The organism is Proteiniclasticum ruminis (genome assembly GCF_900115135.1).
Taxonomy (GTDB): Bacteria; Bacillota; Clostridia; order Clostridiales; family Clostridiaceae; genus Proteiniclasticum; species Proteiniclasticum ruminis_A.
The window spans coordinates 403,761-422,277 of the sequence record NZ_FOVK01000001.1 but is presented as its reverse complement, the minus strand read 5'-3'; the positions used below and the strand labels follow the sequence as shown (position 1 = coordinate 422,277).

The 18,517-nt window shown below is 41.2% G+C and carries 14 protein-coding genes and 1 pseudogene; 12 read left to right on the top strand and 3 right to left on the bottom strand.

The window, feature by feature from the left end; translation table 11 throughout:
* The first annotated feature begins 2 nt into the window (after nucleotides 1-2).
* From BM243_RS01925 to scpB, 3 genes are all read left to right on the top strand, one after another.
* The gene (locus BM243_RS01925; RefSeq protein ID WP_074909620.1) at nucleotides 3-1,310 is read left to right on the top strand and encodes a pyrimidine-nucleoside phosphorylase; all 1,308 of its coding nucleotides are present in this window, start codon (nucleotides 3-5) and stop codon (nucleotides 1,308-1,310) included.
* 114 nt (nucleotides 1,311-1,424) lie between these two features.
* On the top strand, nucleotides 1,425-2,174 hold the full coding sequence (locus tag BM243_RS01920) for a segregation and condensation protein A (RefSeq protein ID WP_074910893.1): 750 nt from the start codon (nucleotides 1,425-1,427) through the stop codon (nucleotides 2,172-2,174).
* Nucleotides 2,155-2,784 (top strand): SMC-Scp complex subunit ScpB, encoded by a 630-nt coding sequence (gene scpB, locus BM243_RS01915; protein WP_083422550.1) that lies wholly within the window; start codon nucleotides 2,155-2,157, stop codon nucleotides 2,782-2,784. Before BM243_RS01920 ends, scpB begins: the two co-directional genes overlap by 20 nt.
* A 54-nt stretch (nucleotides 2,785-2,838) precedes the next feature.
* Here scpB and BM243_RS01910 read toward each other — a convergent pair whose 3' ends face one another.
* The gene (locus BM243_RS01910) at nucleotides 2,839-4,080 is read right to left on the bottom strand and encodes a hypothetical protein (RefSeq protein ID WP_074909618.1); all 1,242 of its coding nucleotides are present in this window, start codon (nucleotides 4,078-4,080) and stop codon (nucleotides 2,839-2,841) included.
* 174 nt (nucleotides 4,081-4,254) lie between these two features.
* Here BM243_RS01910 and BM243_RS01905 point away from each other — a divergent pair, with 174 nt between their 5' ends.
* The 8 genes and pseudogenes from BM243_RS01905 to BM243_RS01870 all read left to right on the top strand — a co-directional run bounded on the left by BM243_RS01905 (nucleotide 4,255) and on the right by BM243_RS01870 (nucleotide 14,414).
* Nucleotides 4,255-6,066: a heme NO-binding domain-containing protein gene (locus BM243_RS01905; protein WP_074909615.1), complete on the top strand. Its 1,812-nt coding sequence runs from the start codon at nucleotides 4,255-4,257 to the stop codon at nucleotides 6,064-6,066.
* A 346-nt stretch (nucleotides 6,067-6,412) separates the two neighbouring features.
* Nucleotides 6,413-7,270 (top strand): MurR/RpiR family transcriptional regulator, encoded by an 858-nt coding sequence (locus BM243_RS01900; protein ID WP_031576322.1) that lies wholly within the window; start codon nucleotides 6,413-6,415, stop codon nucleotides 7,268-7,270.
* Between the two features lie 249 nt (nucleotides 7,271-7,519).
* On the top strand, nucleotides 7,520-8,887 hold the full coding sequence (gene gdhA / locus BM243_RS01895) for an NADP-specific glutamate dehydrogenase (protein WP_083422548.1): 1,368 nt from the start codon (nucleotides 7,520-7,522) through the stop codon (nucleotides 8,885-8,887).
* Nucleotides 8,888-8,984: 97 nt separating this feature from the next.
* A complete protein-coding gene (locus tag BM243_RS01890; protein WP_074909613.1) occupies nucleotides 8,985-10,193 on the top strand; it encodes a BaiN/RdsA family NAD(P)/FAD-dependent oxidoreductase in 1,209 nt (402 codons plus the stop codon).
* Nucleotides 10,190-10,552, top strand: coding sequence for a chorismate mutase (gene aroH / locus BM243_RS01885; protein WP_074909610.1), 363 nt, complete (start codon nucleotides 10,190-10,192; stop codon nucleotides 10,550-10,552). The genes BM243_RS01890 and aroH overlap by 4 nt, the downstream gene beginning before the upstream one ends.
* Before the next feature lie 220 nt (nucleotides 10,553-10,772).
* Nucleotides 10,773-12,703 (top strand): annotated as a pseudogene (locus tag BM243_RS15175) (bifunctional 4-hydroxy-3-methylbut-2-enyl diphosphate reductase/30S ribosomal protein S1).
* A 106-nt stretch (nucleotides 12,704-12,809) separates the two neighbouring features.
* On the top strand, nucleotides 12,810-13,349 hold the full coding sequence (locus tag BM243_RS01875) for an ECF transporter S component (RefSeq protein ID WP_074909607.1): 540 nt from the start codon (nucleotides 12,810-12,812) through the stop codon (nucleotides 13,347-13,349).
* Between the two features lie 180 nt (nucleotides 13,350-13,529).
* Nucleotides 13,530-14,414, top strand: a complete 885-nt coding sequence (locus BM243_RS01870; protein WP_074909603.1) for a GNAT family N-acetyltransferase — start codon at nucleotides 13,530-13,532, stop codon at nucleotides 14,412-14,414.
* Nucleotides 14,415-14,442: 28 nt separating this feature from the next.
* On the opposite strand, the gene BM243_RS01865 is transcribed toward BM243_RS01870, so the two are convergent.
* Together BM243_RS01865 and BM243_RS01860 are read right to left on the bottom strand one after the other, a co-directional pair.
* Nucleotides 14,443-15,633, bottom strand: coding sequence for a pyridoxal phosphate-dependent aminotransferase (locus BM243_RS01865; protein WP_074909601.1), 1,191 nt, complete (start codon nucleotides 15,631-15,633; stop codon nucleotides 14,443-14,445).
* A gap of 39 nt (nucleotides 15,634-15,672) precedes the next feature.
* A complete protein-coding gene (locus BM243_RS01860; protein WP_074909598.1) occupies nucleotides 15,673-16,857 on the bottom strand; it encodes an aminotransferase-like domain-containing protein in 1,185 nt (394 codons plus the stop codon).
* Between the two features lie 259 nt (nucleotides 16,858-17,116).
* Between BM243_RS01860 and miaB the strand changes: the two genes are divergently transcribed.
* Nucleotides 17,117-18,466 carry a tRNA (N6-isopentenyl adenosine(37)-C2)-methylthiotransferase MiaB gene (gene miaB / locus BM243_RS01855; RefSeq protein WP_074909595.1) on the top strand — a complete coding sequence of 450 codons (1,350 nt, stop codon included), beginning with the start codon at nucleotides 17,117-17,119 and terminating at the stop codon, nucleotides 18,464-18,466.
* Nucleotides 18,467-18,517 lie beyond the last annotated feature (51 nt).

The window sequence follows — 18,517 nt, the reverse complement described above, 5'->3', positions numbered from 1 at the left end:
ATATGCATATGCTGGATTTGATTGACAAGAAGAAAAAAGGTAAGAGATTAAGCAAAGAAGAAATTTATTACATTGTTCAGGGATATACCGAAGGCGCGATTCCGGACTATCAGATTTCTGCACTTCTTATGGCTATTTATTTCCAGGGGATGGATGCTGAAGAGACCCGGATGCTGACCATGGCCATGGTGGAGTCAGGTGATCAGATTGATCTGTCTGCTATTGAGGGTGTAAAGGTTGATAAGCACTCCACAGGCGGAGTGGGAGATAAAGTAAGTCTTGTAGTGATTCCACTGGTTGCTTCATTAGGCATTCCTGTTGCTAAGATGTCAGGAAGAGGCTTGGGTCATACTGGAGGAACCATCGATAAACTGGAGAGCATCGAGGGGTTTGACATCAGCCTTTCCATGGAGAAATTCATTGAGAACGTCAACACCAATAAAATGGCGATTGTTGGACAGACTGGAGATCTTACTCCAGCAGACAAGAAACTGTATGCTCTTCGTGATGTTACTGCTACAGTGGACAGTATTCCGCTCATTGCCAGCTCCATCATGAGCAAAAAGATCGCATCGGGTTCTGATGCCATTGTTCTTGATGTGAAAGTCGGAAATGGCGCATTTATGAAAACCCTTGATGATGCCAGAGCATTAGCGAAAGCGATGGTTTCAATCGGCAGAGGTCTCGGAAGAGATACTGTGGCTGTGCTCACCAATATGAATGAGCCACTGGGTAAAGAAGTGGGGAATGCCAACGAAGTCAGGGAAGCCATAAAAACACTGAAAGGTGAAGGTATGCAGGATCTTGTGAATGTCAGTGTGACCATTGCAGGTCATATGGCGGTGTTAGGTGGAGCCTTTGACTCCATTGAAGTTGCTGAGAAAGCCATCCGTGAGAATATGAAGAACGGAAAAGCCTTGGAAATGCTGAAGACACTAGTAAAGATACAGGGAGGGAATGTTTCTCAGATTGAGAATCCGGACTTGCTTCCCACAGCAAAGATCAGTGTGCCGGTCATTGCAAAGAAGAAGGGGTTTGTGCATGAGATTAAGGCAGAAGAGATCGGCACTTCGGCAATGCTTCTTGGTGCAGGAAGAGAAACCAAAGAAGATGTCATCGATTATGCAGCGGGAATCACATTGCATAAGAAGGTAGGAGATGAGGTAACCGAAGGAGATGTGCTCTGCACCCTTCTGACCAATCGTGAAAACTATCAGGATGCCTACGACAAGGCTCAGGAAGCCTATGACATTGCAGATGAGAGACCGGAACATATTCCATTTATTTTGGATGTTATCACTGAGGCGTAATTTGATAAAATGGTGGAAAAATTGGGAGACTTTCATGAAGGAAGTCTCCCGTTTCCTTTCACGGGAAATTTCTGTATAATAGAAGAGGTTTATTTCAACTGTCTGGGGGATTTTATGGAAAGTTTACAGCTGCAGATTTCAAATTTTGAAGGTCCTTTTGATTTGCTCCTTCATCTTCTGAAAATCAACAAAATGAAAATACAGGAAATCCGTATTTCGGAAATCACCAGCCAGTATCTTGCTTATCTCCAAGGTATGAAGGAGCTGGATCTGGAAATTGCCTCAGAGTTTTTACTCATTGCATCCACACTTCTTGAAATCAAGAGCCGTGAGATGCTCCCCAAATATGTGGAAGAAGTGGATGAAGAGGAACTGAAGGAGAAACTGGTTCTTCGAATCGAAGAGTATGAAGCTTTCAAGCTCCTAGCGGAGAGTCTTGGTGAGCGTTATGATGAGGACCTTCTCATCTTCACCAAACGCGCTGAAACCATCGTTGGTGATGAGGTGTCTTTGGAAGATCTGCTTCGGGGAGTCACCATTGATCATTTGTATATCACATACAAGAGCCTGATGAACAGACAGAAAGAGAAGGTGAACCGAAGCGCCCTAAGAACGAAAATCATGGAGCGAGAAGAATACAAGATCGAGGATAAGATGGAAGAGCTGGAACGGCTGCTCTATGAGAACAGAAGAGTCAACTTTTCCACACTCCTATTTCAGACAAAATCAAAATCCGAATGTATTGTCTTTTTCTTGGCGATTCTTGAGCTGTCCAGAAACCATCGGATCCGAGTATCTCAATCAGAAGTTTTCTCGGAAATCATCATAGAGAAAGGAGCAGAACATGGAAGCGAATCTCTTTAACAGTACTGGCACGGAAGACCCAATGGATATCAGCTACTTTATCAGTGTCCTGGAGAGTATATTATTTGCTGCAGGTGATGCTGTGAAGAAAAAAGATCTGGTACGGATCATGAAAATACGGATGGAGGATTTGGAGAAGGTCATAACCGCTTATGAAAAGGAGCTGAAAGAAAACCATAGAGGGATCCGGCTGCTTGCACTGGAAAACAAACTGCAGCTTGGTACAAAAGAAGCCCATGCTCCTTATCTCAAGGAGCTACTTGGGGTTAACGAGAGACAGAGCCTCTCTAAAGGATCTCTTGAATGTTTATCAATCATAGCTTTCAAGCAACCGGTAACTCGAGTGGACGTGGACGAGATCAGAGGAGTCAACAGTGATTATGTGCTCCAGAAGCTGCAGGAAAAAGGTCTCATTAAAGTCGTAGGCAGAAAAGATGCACCGGGCAGACCCAAACTTTATGGGACCACCGATGAGTTCCTGATTCAGTTTGGGTTCACATCTCTTAAGGATCTCAAAGAGGAGCATCCACTGCCGGAGAAGTTTGTCGCACTGGATGAGAAGAAGAAAGAACTGGAAAAAGAAGACATAGAGCTTTTTGAAGAAGAATAGTAAAACCCCTGAAGATGTATCATAGTGATTTTCTTCAGGGGTTTTCGTAATGGTTTATGAGCCTGTGTTTTGAGTTTCTTTATTTCGAAGAGCCTTCTCCATAATCTTTTCCATTTCAGGATAAAAGGAAAGTCTCACAGATGAATAAGATTCAAGCGACTTGTAATAGTTTTTTGAGACATAGGAAGGATGCTTGCCAACAACACTTTCCACCATCATACGCATACAGCTCCTGATGACTTCGTTCATTGGAACTTTCGGGTTGCTTTCTGTTTCAAAGGATCCCAGAACGCAGTCGATATACCGGAGAAGTTTTTCTATATATTCATCCAGGTGTGATTCAACTGGGATCCCGCTGTACAGGGTCTGGTGATTCATCGAGGCATCATCCATCCTGTCCTGCAAGTCATCCAGCAACTGTAGAAAGGTTCCATAGCCGAATGCAAAGGTGGATTCATTGGGGGAGAGATTACCTTTGACAAGGCACGCATCGGCCAGTACAGAGGCGCCTCCTTTGTAAAAGCTTAGGTGGAGAATCTCCTGTGGGAGCACTTCCTTATTGCACTGAAGGATGCTTTTCGACTGAGCGTCCTGTATATACCAGAGGCTTTCATACACGGATGGATACGCATCTCTTGGAAACTCTTTTTCAATGTTGTCCAGAAGGGCGCATACTTTAGCTTCGTAAGGAGTGGGAGCAGAAACAGGATTCCCTAGTATTTTTTGGTATATCATGTGATTGAAAGAGGACTTCTCCTTACTGGAAGTATTCGGATCATCCAGATAATTATCCGTATAGGGATAAAGAAGGCTGTAAGAGAATATGGAGGATGTCAGACAGACTGGATTATGAAAAAGCAGCTGAAGACAGTTCATAATCCAAACATTACGGACAGCCTGAAAGAGATCTTCTGGTTTAAACTCTGGTTCAAATGATTGTGATCTCTCAAAAAACTCTTCGGTGCTTTCCAAAAAGCCAAGATTCATAAACTCCATCAGGAAAGGTGTGGAATAGAGCAGTTTTTCCTGATCCAGCATTTTTGCGGTTTCTCTCAGTTTTGCTCTCATCTCATCTTTCTCTTCTTTATTCATCTGTCTGAGTGAGGTCTCATCCAAATCCGGAAGCTCTTTTAATGTCTTTTCCAAAAGTTTTCGAAGCTTACGTTCATGAAGCATCTTCTGAAGAATGGATACTTTCGGAAGTGTCCATTCTTCCCAAGGAACACAACTGTGATAAGTATCTATAGCATCATGGAGCAGTTTCTCCATGGGTAAATTCCTTGTTATGGCGTTCATCATCATTCTCCTTTTCCTGTTTTTCTTCTCTGCGTTGCTCTTATGATTCCACTTATACCCCATAGACATGAAAAAATGATTAAAATGAGAATCTGATGGTATATATTAATAAATTGAATAAAGTGCCGATAGAAGCAGTATCAGTATTATAACTTAATGAAGAGGAGACAGGAAATGAAAGGGACATTGGTAAGCATCTGGCTGACAACTTTAACGAGACTGTATGGAGAGAGTCAGAAAAATGAAATTCTGAAAGCCGCAGGATGGAATCCTCAGAGAATCATTACACCGCTGGAGGAGATTAATGATGCGGAAATTAAAGGGATCATGGAAAATTTTGCGAAAAAGCAAGGGATGAAGATTGAAGACCTCTATCGGACTTTAGGGGTGAACAACGTTCAGTCTTTTAGGGAATGGTTTCCTTCCTATTTTGAGACAAATTCAGCCATGGGATTCCTGATGATGATGGACACGGTTCATGCACAGCTGACCAAAATGATTTCTGGTGCAAAGCCACCAAGACTGATACCAGAGCCCATTGACGAGAAGAATTTTTTGATGGTTTATAAATCCACAAGAGGTCTGCATCATTACCTCATGGGACTCATTGAAGGGGTTGGAAATCACTTTGGTGAGAAGATCCATGCAGAGATTTTAGAAGAGACCAAAGAAGGGGAGGTTCATGTAGTCAAAATTCATCTCTCCTTTGAGAAGACACCGAAAAAAGTGAAGAAATATCCCTTCTCTAGAGTGCTTTCCTTTGGCGTCATAAAATCCTTGCCCCTGAAATCTGCCATACTTCCTGCTTTAGTGAGTGCTGCAGCAATATTTGCTTTACAGGGAACACAAGATCTGGTCCTTCTTGCAGGAATTCCACTTACGGTTCTTGTTTCATCGGCAATTGGGAATCATCTGCTTCTGAAACCTGTGAAGGATATTAAAGAAGAGATTGAAGCCATTAAAGTGCTGGATTTGTCCAAAGATCTTAAGGTCATCACAGCGGATCAGTTTGAAGGAATCCTCGGGAATCTCTCACAAGCAAAGGAACATCTGAAAGAGGAATTCACCTACTATAGAGGGGGTATGGATGACCTTTATTCCTTTATTGGAAAGTTCTCAAAGGTTGCTAAAAACCTTGGAGATGTTTCTGAGCTCATTGCAAGCTCTGTGGAAGAAGTGGCAGAAGGTGCACAGCATCAGGCCACAGAAACAGAAGCATCAGTCAGTATACTGTCAGAGAATATAAAAATCCTCAATGAAATCAGTACACAGGAGCTGAATGGGAAAAAATCTCTGGAAGATGCAGTAGAGCAGATTGAAGTGTCATTTAAAGATCTGGAGAAGGTTTCTGGGAAAATGAACCTGGTAAAGGAGAACTTTTCGAAGGTCAATGAAACAGGGAAAGATCTTGGAACAAAGGTGAAAGACATCATAAGCATTGTTGGAACAGTAGAGAGTATTGCAGAACAGACCAATCTTCTGGCTTTAAATGCATCCATAGAAGCTGCCCGGGCTGGAGAAATGGGACGTGGATTCAGTGTGGTTGCGGAAGAGATCCGAAAGCTCGCAGAAGACTCAAAAGAAGCTGTCAGCACCATCAATACAAATCTGAACGAGTTTATACTTGGTGTTAATGACATGGTATCCAAGGTCAATGATCAGTATGGAGAACTGGATGCAGGAACAAAAACCATGGAAAATGTCACATCAGAAAGCAAGACTGCAGCAAAGAGAATTCATGCAGTTTCCGGATCCATCTCAGAAATCTCCAACAAATTGTCCATGGAAACAGAAAAAATCAACCGAGTTTTTGATAATGTGCATAAATTAGCGGCCATTGCTGAAGAAAATTCAGCTTCATCACAGGAAATGAGTGCCAACGTCACAAGTTTTGCGGGTGAAATATCGAAACTTACGGAAAACATAGACGAGCTGGAGAAAGTAGTACTGTTCTTGAAAAATGAACTGAAAAGATATAAGCTGTAGAATCCATCACGTCATGAAGTCAAGAAAGCTCAGTGTCATGCGCTGGGCTTTTTTATTGCAGCAGAATGAAGTAAGGCGTATGTGATTGAATTTGTTAACATAATATTTATTATGGTTGATGCGTTATAGTAAACTTAAACCATACTTTTTGTTCAATCATAATATACTGCTTTGCGTCTAAAGAAAGTTTAATTTGTTTATCAGCAGGAGAAAGAACAGGAAAAGAGCTGTAACAGCCATGGATTTCCTTTACTGCTATAGAGAAACAGAATATAATGAAAATAATTGAGATGAAACCATGAACACTGATGATCCGTTAATGGATGTTTGAAAGAGAGGATAAGTTATGGAAGGCAACCGTGATGATCTGATGAGAGTCATCCAGAGCAAATATGCAAAACTGAGCAAGGGGCAGAAGCTGATCGCTGAATTTATACTGAAACAGTACGACAAGGCAGCATTTATGACGGCATCCAAGCTTGGTGCAAGTGTAGGAGTTTCCGAATCCACTGTCGTACGATTTGCAAATGAGCTCGGTTATGAAGGATATCCAGAACTACAGAAATCGCTGCAGGATATCGTGAAAGTAAAGCTGACCACCGTGCAGAGATTGGAGCTGACGAACAGTCTAGTCAATACAGAAAATGCGCTGAAAGGTGTTCTGAAGGCGGATATGGAGAATATTCGTGCTACGCTGGAGAAGATCAATGAGCAGACTTTTGAGCAGATCATTGATGCGATTTTTGAAGCAAGAAATATTTATATCATAGGCCTTAGAAGTTCCAACACACTGGCAAATTTCCTTGCTTTTTATCTGAACTTGTTTTTGGATAATGTCCGTTCTATCCATCAAGGGTATAGTGATATTTTTGAACAGATGATTAAACTCAACAAAGACGATCTTGTCATCGGAATTGGGTTTCCAAGATATTCCCAGAAAACCATTGAAGCACTGGATTTTGCGAAAAGCAGAGGTGCAAAGGTTAGCGTCATCACCGACAGTCTGCTGTCACCTTTGGCAGCACGTGCTGACTATAGCCTCATTGCACAAAGCAATATGGCATCCTTTGTAGACTCTCTTGTGGCCCCTCTCAGTGTCATAAATGCTGTGATTGTGTCAGTTGGTATGAGAAAAAAAGACCAGGTGGGTGAGATTTTCAACACCCTGGAAGAAATTTGGAAGAAGCATGATATCTTCAATTAATCGAACCAGAATCGAAATCCATACTCGTTATCCAAATAACGAAGTATGGATTTTTATATTTTATCCCTTCCTTTCATCTTTTTCTTAATGAAATTTATGAAAAAATAATTGGTTCTATAAGGATGTAAAGGTTTTAATAAGAACTTAATAAACTTTTTGTAAGCGGGTGAAAAACAGTGGATTTCATTGTAGAATAGACATGTAAGACTAATCACCACTATTACGGAAAACAAATTTGGGGGTAAAAAAATGGCAAGTACAATGCTTAGCTCAACAGAGTACATTGAGAAGATCATTAATGATGTAAAGGCGAAAAATGGTCATGAACCAGAGTTTATTCAGACTGTAGAAGAAGTTCTTCCTACACTGAAGCCTGTTCTTGACAAGTTCCCGGAATATATGAAGATGAATCTTCTTGGAAGGTTCGTTGAACCTGAAAGAATGATTATGTTCAAAGTCTCTTGGGAAGATGACAATGGACATGTTCAGGTCAACAGAGGGTATAGAGTACAGTTTAATGGTGTGATTGGGCCATACAAAGGCGGACTCAGATTCCATCCATCTGTAACACTCTCCATCATGAAATTCCTTGCTTTTGAGCAAACATTAAAGAACTCTCTGACAGGACTTCCAATTGGTGGAGGTAAGGGTGGTTCTGACTTTGACCCAAGAGGAAAATCAGACAGTGAAATTTTAAGATTCTGCCAGAGCTTCATGACAGAGCTTTATAGACATATTGGACCAGATGTGGACGTTCCAGCTGGAGACATCGGAGTAGGCGCTAGAGAAATCGGGTATCTGTTCGGTATGTACAGAAGAATCCGTGGAGCATTTGAAAATGGAGTCTTCACAGGGAAAGGTATTCCATATGGTGGATCACTTATCCGTCCAGAAGCTACTGGATTCGGTATCGTATATTTCTGTAACGAGATTCTCGAACACCTGGGCGATAAAATGGTAGGCAAAACCATCGCCGCATCCGGTTTTGGAAATGTTACTTGGGGCGTTTGCATGAAAGCAACAGAGCTCGGAGCTAAGGTTGTTACACTATCCGGTCCAGATGGATATATTTACGATCCAGACGGTGTAAGCACACCAGAAAAAATCAACTATCTGGTTGAAATGAGAAACTCAGGTAGAGACAAGGTAAAAGACTATGCGGACAAGTTCGGCGTGGAATTCTTTGCTGGTGAAAAGCCATGGGGCAGAAAAGTAGATATTATAATGCCTTGTGCAACCCAGAATGACATTCACATTGAACATGCAAAGATGATTACAGACAATAAAATCAAGTATGTTTGTGAAGGCGCAAATATGCCATGCACCAACGAAGCTGTTACACATTTCTTGAACAGCGGAGTTGTAGTTGGTCCATCCAAGGCTGCCAATGCTGGTGGTGTATCTGTATCTGCTCTTGAAATGTCACAGAACAGCATGAGACTATCCTGGACAGAAGAAGAAGTGGATGCAAAGCTTCATCAGATTATGAAGAATATTCATAAGAACGCAAAAGAAGCTGCAGAGTTCTACGGCTTCGGATACAATCTGGTTGCTGGTGCGAACATTGCAGGATTTGACAAGGTTGCAAAAGCAATGGTTGCTCAAGGACAGTATTAAAATAGAAGAGTTCAGAAGGCTTGCATTATTGCAAGCCTTTCTTTATCATAATGGATGAAGATATTCCGGAATACGGAAGAATATGTGAGGATAATATATGAGAGTAATAGTTGTTGGTGGTGGCCCTGCAGGCGTAATGGCATCCATTCGAGCTGCTGAAAATGGTCATCAGGTGATTTTGCTGGAAAGAAATGATAGAATCGGGAAAAAACTTTTTATCACTGGAAAAGGAAGATGCAATATTACCAATGAAAAGGATATTTCTGAGTTCTTTGAAAATATTCCTAGAAACCCTGAGTTTCTTTATAGCGCATTGTATTCGTACACCAATGTACAGCTGATGGATTTTTTTAGAGAACGGGGGCTGGTTCTGAAAGTGGAGCGAGGCCATCGGGTGTTTCCGGAATCTGATAAATCCTCTGATGTGATTGACGTGCTTCGGAGAGAACTATTAAAAAAACAGGTGGAAGTGCAGTACCATACCTTGGTAAAAGATGTCATTCTGGAAAGGAACAGAATTCTGAAGCTTGTCACAACTAAAGGCAGTATAACTGGGGATTGGTATGTCTTCGCTGGTGGCGGGTGTTCTTATTTTGGTACTGGATCAGATGGAACCCTTCAGAATATATCCGCCAGCATGGGACATTCCGTGTATCCAATGACTCCTTCACTGATTCCATTGGTAACAAAGGAAACTTTCGTGAAAGATCTTCAGGGGCTAAGCCTTAAGAATGTAAGATTTACGCTGAAGGTGCAGAATAAAGAAGTATTTACGGATATTGGAGAAATGCTGTTCACTCATTTTGGAATCAGTGGGCCTCTGGTGCTTTCTGCATCCGCTTTTTATAAACCGGGTCATGTGGAAGGTCTGATTGATCTGAAACCAGGACTTCATGAGAGTGCATTGGATCAGAGACTTCAAAGAGATTTCCTGAAGTATCAGAACAAAGATTTCAGAAATGCATTGACAGATTTACTGCCCTCAAAACTGATTCCTTTTATTGTCGAACAGTCTGGTATTGATCCGGAGAAGAAATGCAACAGCATTACAAAAGGGGAACGTCTGAATCTTGTCAGGGTGCTGAAAAATATCCCGCTGACAGTGGTAGGAACAAAATCCATAAATGAAGCCATTATCACCAGGGGTGGTGTGGTGACAAAGGAGATCGATCCAAGTACCATGAAATCAAAAGTCATAGACAATCTCTCTTTCGCAGGAGAAATGATCGATGTGGATGCTGTTACGGGTGGATTCAACCTTCAAATTGCTTTCTCGACAGGTTTTCTGGCAGGTGATTCCTTATGATTGCGATCAGAGGTGCGACTACGATTGATACCGATACACCGATACAAATAAAGGAAGCGACCGTTGAACTCATGCGTGAACTCATCGCGAAAAATAGTCTGATACCAGAAAAAATGGTTTCGGTTCTTTTTACAGCAACTAAAGATATTTGTTCTGCATATCCCGGAAAATACCTGAGAGAAGAACTTGGCATCACAGATGTGCCAATCCTTCATTTTCAGGAAATGGATGTAAAAGGGGCTTTAGGATTGTGCATTCGAGTCATGATACATTATGAGGCGTCAGCGCCAGGGACTTCGGTATATCTCCGGAAAGCGAAGTCTTTAAGACCGGATCTAACAGGGTCTGGCAGAGTATAGTCAATGGGAGAAATGAAAGAGAATCTCATTGTACTCTATAGAATTTGTAGCTAATTTTCATGAAATAGAGTATAATATGGAAGGTAATGTTTAGATACGTTGAAATTTATTCGCAAGTTTCGAATAAAATTATGAATATATGTTGAAAGACTTTTTATCACTTGTCTATTTATGATATAATTCATATTGTCAAGAGTACGGTGATTATAAAAGGAGCAAAATGAGAGAAATTATTAGAGCCAATAACTCTGGATTTTGTTTTGGCGTAGAACGTGCAGTAAAGCAGTCCTTTGATTTCGTGAGTCCTCAAGGTAGAGTAGTCACGCTGGGGCCATTGATTCATAACAAGGACGTGACACAAAAACTTGCAAATAAAGGAATTCATGAGATTTCAATGGAAGACATTCCAAGTCTGATGAAGGAAGATACGGTCATAATTAGAACACATGGCGTTGCCATGGCGGTCTATGATGAGCTTAAGGAGCAAGGGGTTTCCATTGTGGATCTGACCTGCCCTTATGTGATAAATATTCAGAAGAAAGTCAAATTGCACCATGATAAAGGGTATAAGATTGTAATTCTTGGCGATGAACACCATCCAGAAGTCGTCGGGATCAACGGATACTGTAATAACAGTGCTTATATCACTAAAAGTGGAGAAATTGATTTTCCGATGAAAGGTAAAATCTGCGTAGTTGCTCAAACTACGGAAAAACAATCGAACTGGGTGAAGCTGATTACAAATATTGCTGAAACTGCCAAAGAGTTTGTTGCTTTCAATACCATTTGCAAAGCAACAGAGGACAGACAAAAGTCTGCTGAAGAGATTTCCAAGGAAGTGGATGCTATGATTGTCATCGGAGGATATACCAGTTCTAATACCACAAAACTCTACGAAATATGCAAAAAAAACTGTCCAATGACTTTCCATATTGAAAATGCAGGAGAATTGGACGAAATCAAAGAAAAAATTAAAAATGCAGTGAGAGTAGGGATCACTGCGGGTGCATCCACACCAGAATGGATAATTAAGGAGGCAATGGAAAACTTATGATGGATAATCAAAACATCGAAAACAATGAAAATGAAATGTCAATGCAGGATCTGATGGATCTTTATGACAAGCCAGTGAGAATTGGCCAGATCATCAAAGGAAAAATCATCCAGCTAGACGATAAAGAAGCTATAGTAGCACTTGTAGGAGCCAGCCATGATGGTAAGCTTGTCATTGAAGAAGCTACCGTAGATTCTGAAGGAAATCTGACAGAAGTTCTTGAACTTGGTCAGGAAATTGAAGCTAAGGTTATCAGAAGACCACAGGAAAATGATTCCTTCTTTATCCTTTCCATGGTAGAAATGCACAGAGAAGAAGCGATTAGAGACCTTAGAGCAGCCCACGAAAACAATGAGACTGTCAAAGTCAAGGTGAAGGATGCTGTTAAGGGTGGTGTAGTGGCTACTTACCTAGGACAGAGAGTCTTTATCCCTGCCTCACATCTTGAACTGCACTCAGTAAATGATCTTTCTGTTTACAAGGATCAGGATCTGGATGTCAATGTCATTGAGATTGAAGAAAAGAGAGGCACAACAAGAGTGGTTGCGTCCAGAAGAAAGAAGCTTCAGGAAGACAGAATTGCTCAGGAAGCAAGTGCTTGGGAGAGCTTTGAAGTAGGACAGGTACTGGAAGGGCATGTGGAGAGACTTACCGATTTCGGTGCATTTGTCAACGTAAACGGTGTTGATGGACTTCTTCATGTTTCTGAAATTTCCTACGGAAAAGTTGGAAAGCCAAGTGATGTTCTGAAGGTTGGAGATGAGCTGAAGGTGAAGATCATCGCTCTTGACAACGAGAAGAAGAGACTTTCACTCAGCTTGAAGGCTCTTCAGGAAAATCCATGGACAAGAATTGAAGAGAAGTACCCTGAAGGAAGCGTCGTATTAGGCAAGGTTGTCAGATTTACAGACTTTGGTGCATTCATTGAGCTGGAACCTGGCGTGGATGGACTTGCACATATTTCACAGCTTTCTCATCAGAGAGTAGAATCTCCTTCAGAAGTGCTGACCATTGGTGAAACCATCAAGGTAAAGATTCTTGATTCTTCAGAAGAAAACAAGAAGGTATCTTTAAGCATTAAGGCAATTGAATCTTAAGATTTCTAACTCAAAACCCCGGTTTTTCCGGGGTTTTTTTAGTTTCGCAGGATTTTCTTCCTGAATCATGTTAAAATGTTATCATTAGGGTATGGGAGGAAAGAAAATGAACGTAAAAAAAGAAACCAGAAACATGATTTTCAGTGCTTTGTTTTTGACTTTAGCAGTCCTTATTCAGATTTTGGGTAAGAATATTCCACAGATCAATCAATTTTTTGTTGGGCCTATGGTGAATGCTATTTTGCTTCTTACGGTATATTTTGCGGGGTTAAAATGGGCAATTCTCATTGGCGTTTTGACACCTGTATTAGCATTTTTTTCTGGTGTTCTTGCAGCACCCATGGCACCATTCATTCCTTTTATTGCAGCAGGCAATCTTCTTTACAGCTGTATTTTTGCTCTGCTTAAGAACCGGAAATCTGGAGAATTCATTGGATTTATGCTGGCGAGTGTACTGAAGTTCATTTTCCTTTTCGTCAGTGCTACCCGGCTGATTGATCTCTTTGCCATTGGAATCCCAGAACCAGTAAAAGCAAAACTTGCAGTTGCCATGGGGGTGCCTCAGCTTCTCACGGCCATGGCTGGAGGATTCATTGCGGTGGCTCTATATAAAATGCTTAAGGTAAGACTCCACACAGCATTTTAAACAAAGTATCCGAAAAATCTCCTTTAACTTTGCCTTACCTTTGCAGCGAGAGCGCTGCTGAAGATGACCTTACTTCGATTACCATGACATTAAGTGTGTCGAATGATAGCATATGTTTTACAAGCTATGATATAATTATCATACTTCAGTAAAGAATTCTTACAAGCAAGGAGTTGAAGTATGTATAAAGCGTTACCACTTCGTGCCAAGGATCTTCAATATTATAAAAAAGAACTGCTCAAATGCAGAGAGTTCAATGAATTGAATGAGAATCTTTATGATAGATATATGAAGAGTTCTTTATTCAATAAGATACAGTACCGTTCTGGAACAAGAATCATCTGCTGTCATGACGATCCTGTAATGATTCTCTGGTCAGAAACAAGAAATTATAATGTGAAAATGAGAAGTATTGTTCCATTAAAGTTGTTTGCAGAGTTAAAGACAGAACCGCTGGCTCAGGCAATGGATGCTTTTTTGGAATCTCTTCCCCTTCATTTGGACATCCATCAGTTTGAATACACCACCATAGACAATGAAGAAAACCATATACTATTGACACAGATGGGATTCACATACAGAAAAGGACTTCTGAGGATGAAAAGAAAACTGGATCCCCCGCCGCAAATTTCGCGGGAGGTCGAAATAAAGAGATTTCAGATAGAAGATGTGAAAGCCAGGGTGGAACTGCAGAATCAGATATTTGATAACAAGTATCGGGTGCCGTTGTCCGTTACGGATGTTCTTCTTGAAATCTCCAAGAGAACCTACATCCCTGAACTCAGTTTTTTTCTGGTAGAAGAAGATCAATATGTGGGCTATGGCCAGATCAATCGGCAGGAGGACTGCTATTTTCTTGTAAACTTTGGTATTGCACCGGACTATAGAGGAAAAGGAAGATCCAGAGATTTTCTCAATGCAATCCTGTCTAGGGCAAAAGATCTTGATATTCAGGAGATTTATCTGGATGTCAATGAGGACAATTTCAGAGCCAAAGAGCTTTATCTTTCTTCAGGCTTTCAGGAAGAAAAGAGCACTTGCACATGGTTATATTACATAAAATAACAGACGGTCAATTTGACCGTCTGTTGTTTTATTTTTTATTATATTCTTCAATAGCCAGTTTTAAGATCTCCACAGCAAGAGAGAGGTCTTCCTGGTTAATACAGTAGGAAAGTCGCACTTCTTTTACACCGAGTCCTTTTGTGAGATAGAAACCTTCGGCAGGGGCCATCATAATGGTAGTGTTTTTGTAGCTGAACTTTTCCAGTATCCACATACAGAAGTCTTCTGCGTTGTCGATGGGAAGCTCTATCATCATATAGAAGGCACCTGTCGGTTTCTTGACTTTTACCTGAGGAATCTTGGAAATGCCTTCGAAAAGAATGTCTCTTCGTTCCTGATACTCTTTTTTTACGGCCTCGAAATAGGACTTTGGAGTTTCGTAAAGTGCAGCCGCTGCTACCTGTTCCAGTGTTGGGGCACAAAGCCTTGACTGAGCAAGTTTCATCATAGCTTGGATGATGGCTTTGTTTCGGGAAGCCACAAGCCCAATTCTTGCACCGCATGCACTGTAGCGCTTGCTGATAGAGTCTATAAGCACTACGCGGTCCTCAATTTCTGGAATATCCATTGGTGAGTGGACTTCAAGACCATCATAGACAAACTCTCGATAGACCTCATCTGAAATGAGATACAGATCATATTTTAAACAAAGATCTGCAAGCATACGGATTTCTTCTTTGGTGTATATGGTACCCGTAGGATTGGATGGGCTTGAGATAAGGATGGCTCTTGTTTTCTCTGTAATGAGACTTTCCATCGTTTCCATCTTTGGTAAATGGAATCCATCATCACCGTAGGTTGTAATCGCTCGAACTTTGCAGCCTACGATATCTGTGAAGGAAGAGTAGTTGGTGTAGAAAGGTTCTGGAATGAGCACTTCCTCATCAGGGTTCAGAAGAGAGAACAGCGCAAACTGAAGAGCTTCTGATCCTCCATTGGTGATGATGAGGTTCTCCTCTGTAAATTCAATACCATAATCTTTATAGTACCGGATAAATGATTCGAGTAGTACGGCTTCACCTCTGGATTCGGAATATTTAAGCACCTTTTCATCATATTTCTTAATGGTCTCCATAAACTGTGGTGGAGTTTCAATGTCAGGCTGTCCAATATTAAGACCCAGAACCTTCAGCCCCTTTTTGCGGGCTGCCTGAGCGTAAGGGGATAGCTTACGGATGGGAGAAAACTTCATCTCGTTGATTCTATTTGATAAGTTCATGTTTTGATCTCCATTCTTTTTTTATTTATTATACAGGAATCAGTAGTATTTATTAAGTACTTCTGCCAGCCTTCTGATGCCAATTTCGATCATTTCCTCTGGCATGCAAGAATAATTGAGGCGCATATAATTTTTCTTGTCTCCACTGGCAAAAAAAGATGCACCGGGCACAAAAGCGACATTTCTCGCCAATGCCTCCTCCATGATGAGTTTCGTATCCATGGTCTCTTTTACTCTCACCCAAGTGAACAATCCGCCTTTTGAGTCTGTAAAAGTGATGTCTTTATGAAAGGATGCTCTCATTGCATTTATCATCACATCTCTTCTATTTTTATACACCTTCTTGATCAGCTCAATGTGCTCATCCAGATTATACTGCAGCATATACCGGGCCGCAATTCTTTGGTCCAATGACGAAGTCTGAAGATCTGAACCTTGTTTGATCTGTATAAATTTGTGGATGATTTTTGGATGTCCCACAACCCAGCCGATTCTAAGTCCAGGTGTAAATGTCTTGGAGAAGGTGCCAAGATAAATAACACGTCCTTCAGTATCCATAGATTTTAGCGGAGGAAGTTGATCTCCTTCAAGGACAAGCTCCGCGTATGGCGCATCTTCAATGACAATGAGATCATACTGGTTTGCAAGGCTCAGAAGCCGTTTTCTTTTTTCCAGAGACATCGTAATTCCGGACGGATTCTGGAAATCTGGTATGGTATACAGGAATTTCGCTTTTAATCCACTTTTCAGATGTTCTTCTAACAAATCCAGATCCATGCCATCCTCTTCTAATGGAATCTCCACATAGGAAGGAGCATAAGCCAAGAAAGCATTGAGTGCACCCAGATAGGTGGGAGACTCTACAATTACCTGATCGCCTTCATTGATGAGAAGTTTTCCTGTGAAATCCAGTGCCTGTTGAGAACCGGATGTGATGAAAATTTCATCTAAAGTAGCAAAGATGCCCACCTTTGCCAGTCTTTGCTTTAGAATAACTTCCCTTAAATCATTGAATCCCTCGGTGGTACTATACTGCAATGCTGTTTTTCCTTCCTGAAGAATCACCTCTTTACTGATTTCAGCAAGTGATTCCAAAGGAAAAAGCTCTGCAGCAGGAAGTCCTCCTGCAAATGATATGATTTCTGGTCGTGCGGTCAATTTCAGCAGTTCCCTGATTTCTGAAGCTTTGATCCGGTTTGCTCTTTCTGAAAATTCCACGTTCATCACAACACCCCCCCAATTTTGTTACAGAACCAGTATAAACGTTTTCACTAATCCAATCAATAATGACAATATATTAACAAAAAGTCATACCGTGCTACAATTTAATGTAATTTAGCGAATTATTATTGGATTTGTTGACCATTTATGAATTCATGGGATATGTCTAGACTACTTTTATTTAATTGCTATTTTAGCTATAATAGAACTGTTGTGTTAAGCAGAGAACGATTCTTATGAAAGAAAAAGTTCTTTTTGATGTATGAAAATAGAAAAGGGGAATATAGATTTGAGCAAGAAATACCTGATTGAAACCTGGGGATGCCAGATGAATGAGGAAGATTCCGAGAAACTTGCAGGAATGCTCCGAAGCATGGGGTATGAGTCCACCATGTTCAGAAATAAAGCGGATGTGATCATTTTCAATACCTGCGCAGTGCGTGAAAATGCAGAACTGAAAGTGTATGGGAATATCGGTGCTTTAAAAGCGCTGAAGCGTGAGAATCCAGATATGATCCTTGCGGTCTGCGGTTGTATGATGCAGCAAAAAGGAATGCCGGAAGAGATTTTAAGAAAGTATAAGCATGTGGATATTGTCTTTGGTACCCATAATGCCCATAAGTTCCCTGAGTATCTGGAAAGAGCCAGAACGGAGAATGCTCAGATTTGTGAAATCTACGAAAAAGAAACAGAAATTGTTGAAGGGATCCCGATTGTAAGAGATTCAAGTGTAAAAGCGTTTGTGACCATCACGTATGGCTGCGATAATTTCTGCACTTTCTGCGTGGTTCCCTATGTGCGTGGAAGAGAGCGTTCCAGAAAACCTCAGGATATTCTTTCTGAAGTCAGAGATCTTGTATCCAAGGGATATAAAGAAGTGACCCTTTTGGGTCAAAATGTGAATTCCTATGGATACAATCTGCAGGAAAAAGTCACTTTTTCTGAACTGCTTAGAATGGTCAATGAGGTGGAGGGGCTAGAAAGAATCCGGTTCATGTCTCCACACCCCAAGGATCTGAAAGAGGATGTCATTGAAGCGGTGAGAGACTGTGAAAAAGTGGTAGAGCAGATTCATCTGCCGGTGCAGAGCGGTTCCACTGCGCTGCTGAAACGGATGAACAGAAACTACACAAGAGAAAATTATCTGGATATCGTGAAGAAAATCAAAGAGGCCATTCCTGGAGTTGCGTTGACTACGGATATCATCATCGGATTCCCAGGAGAGACCGAAGAAGACTTTATGGAAACACTGAAGCTTGTGGAAGAAGTGAAATATGACTCAGCCTATACGTTCATCTATTCCAGAAGAAAATATACCCCTGCAGACAGGATGAAAGAACAGGTGCCTGAAGATGTGAAACATGAAAGATTCAATCGGCTTGTGGAGGCGGTCAATAAGAACTCCATAGAAATCAACAAGAGTTACCAGGATCAGGTGGTTGAGATTCTGGTGGAGGGAAAGAGCAAGAACAACGATGAATACCTTCAGGGCAGAACACGGACAGGAAAAACGGTAAACTTCCCTGGAGATGAGGTCCTTGTGGGAAAACTGGTTCAAGTGAAAATTACCAAAGCTAGATCCTTCAGTTTGATGGGAGAACTGGTTCAGTAAGGTGTAAGAATCTGGAGAAGGTACGGATATGTCAATTCTCCAGATTCTTAT

Excerpts from the sequence above, each read along its gene's own strand:
- BM243_RS01865 (WP_074909601.1), bottom strand. The coding sequence starts at position 15,633 with ATGAACTTATCAAATAGAATCAACGAGATGAAGTTTTCTCCCATCCGT.
- BM243_RS01870 (WP_074909603.1), top strand. The coding sequence starts at position 13,530 with ATGTATAAAGCGTTACCACTTCGTGCCAAGGATCTTCAATATTATAAA.
- aroH (WP_074909610.1), top strand. The coding sequence starts at position 10,190 with ATGATTGCGATCAGAGGTGCGACTACGATTGATACCGATACACCGATA.
- scpB (WP_083422550.1), top strand. The coding sequence starts at position 2,155 with ATGGAAGCGAATCTCTTTAACAGTACTGGCACGGAAGACCCAATGGAT.
- BM243_RS01875 (WP_074909607.1), top strand. The coding sequence starts at position 12,810 with ATGAACGTAAAAAAAGAAACCAGAAACATGATTTTCAGTGCTTTGTTT.
- miaB (WP_074909595.1), top strand. The coding sequence starts at position 17,117 with ATGAAAATAGAAAAGGGGAATATAGATTTGAGCAAGAAATACCTGATT.
- gdhA (WP_083422548.1), top strand. The coding sequence starts at position 7,520 with ATGGCAAGTACAATGCTTAGCTCAACAGAGTACATTGAGAAGATCATT.
- BM243_RS01905 (WP_074909615.1), top strand. The coding sequence starts at position 4,255 with ATGAAAGGGACATTGGTAAGCATCTGGCTGACAACTTTAACGAGACTG.
- BM243_RS01860 (WP_074909598.1), bottom strand. The coding sequence starts at position 16,857 with ATGAACGTGGAATTTTCAGAAAGAGCAAACCGGATCAAAGCTTCAGAA.
- BM243_RS01910 (WP_074909618.1), bottom strand. The coding sequence starts at position 4,080 with ATGAACGCCATAACAAGGAATTTACCCATGGAGAAACTGCTCCATGAT.
- BM243_RS01925 (WP_074909620.1), top strand. The coding sequence starts at position 3 with ATGCATATGCTGGATTTGATTGACAAGAAGAAAAAAGGTAAGAGATTA.
- BM243_RS01900 (WP_031576322.1), top strand. The coding sequence starts at position 6,413 with ATGGAAGGCAACCGTGATGATCTGATGAGAGTCATCCAGAGCAAATAT.
- BM243_RS01890 (WP_074909613.1), top strand. The coding sequence starts at position 8,985 with ATGAGAGTAATAGTTGTTGGTGGTGGCCCTGCAGGCGTAATGGCATCC.
- BM243_RS01920 (WP_074910893.1), top strand. The coding sequence starts at position 1,425 with ATGGAAAGTTTACAGCTGCAGATTTCAAATTTTGAAGGTCCTTTTGAT.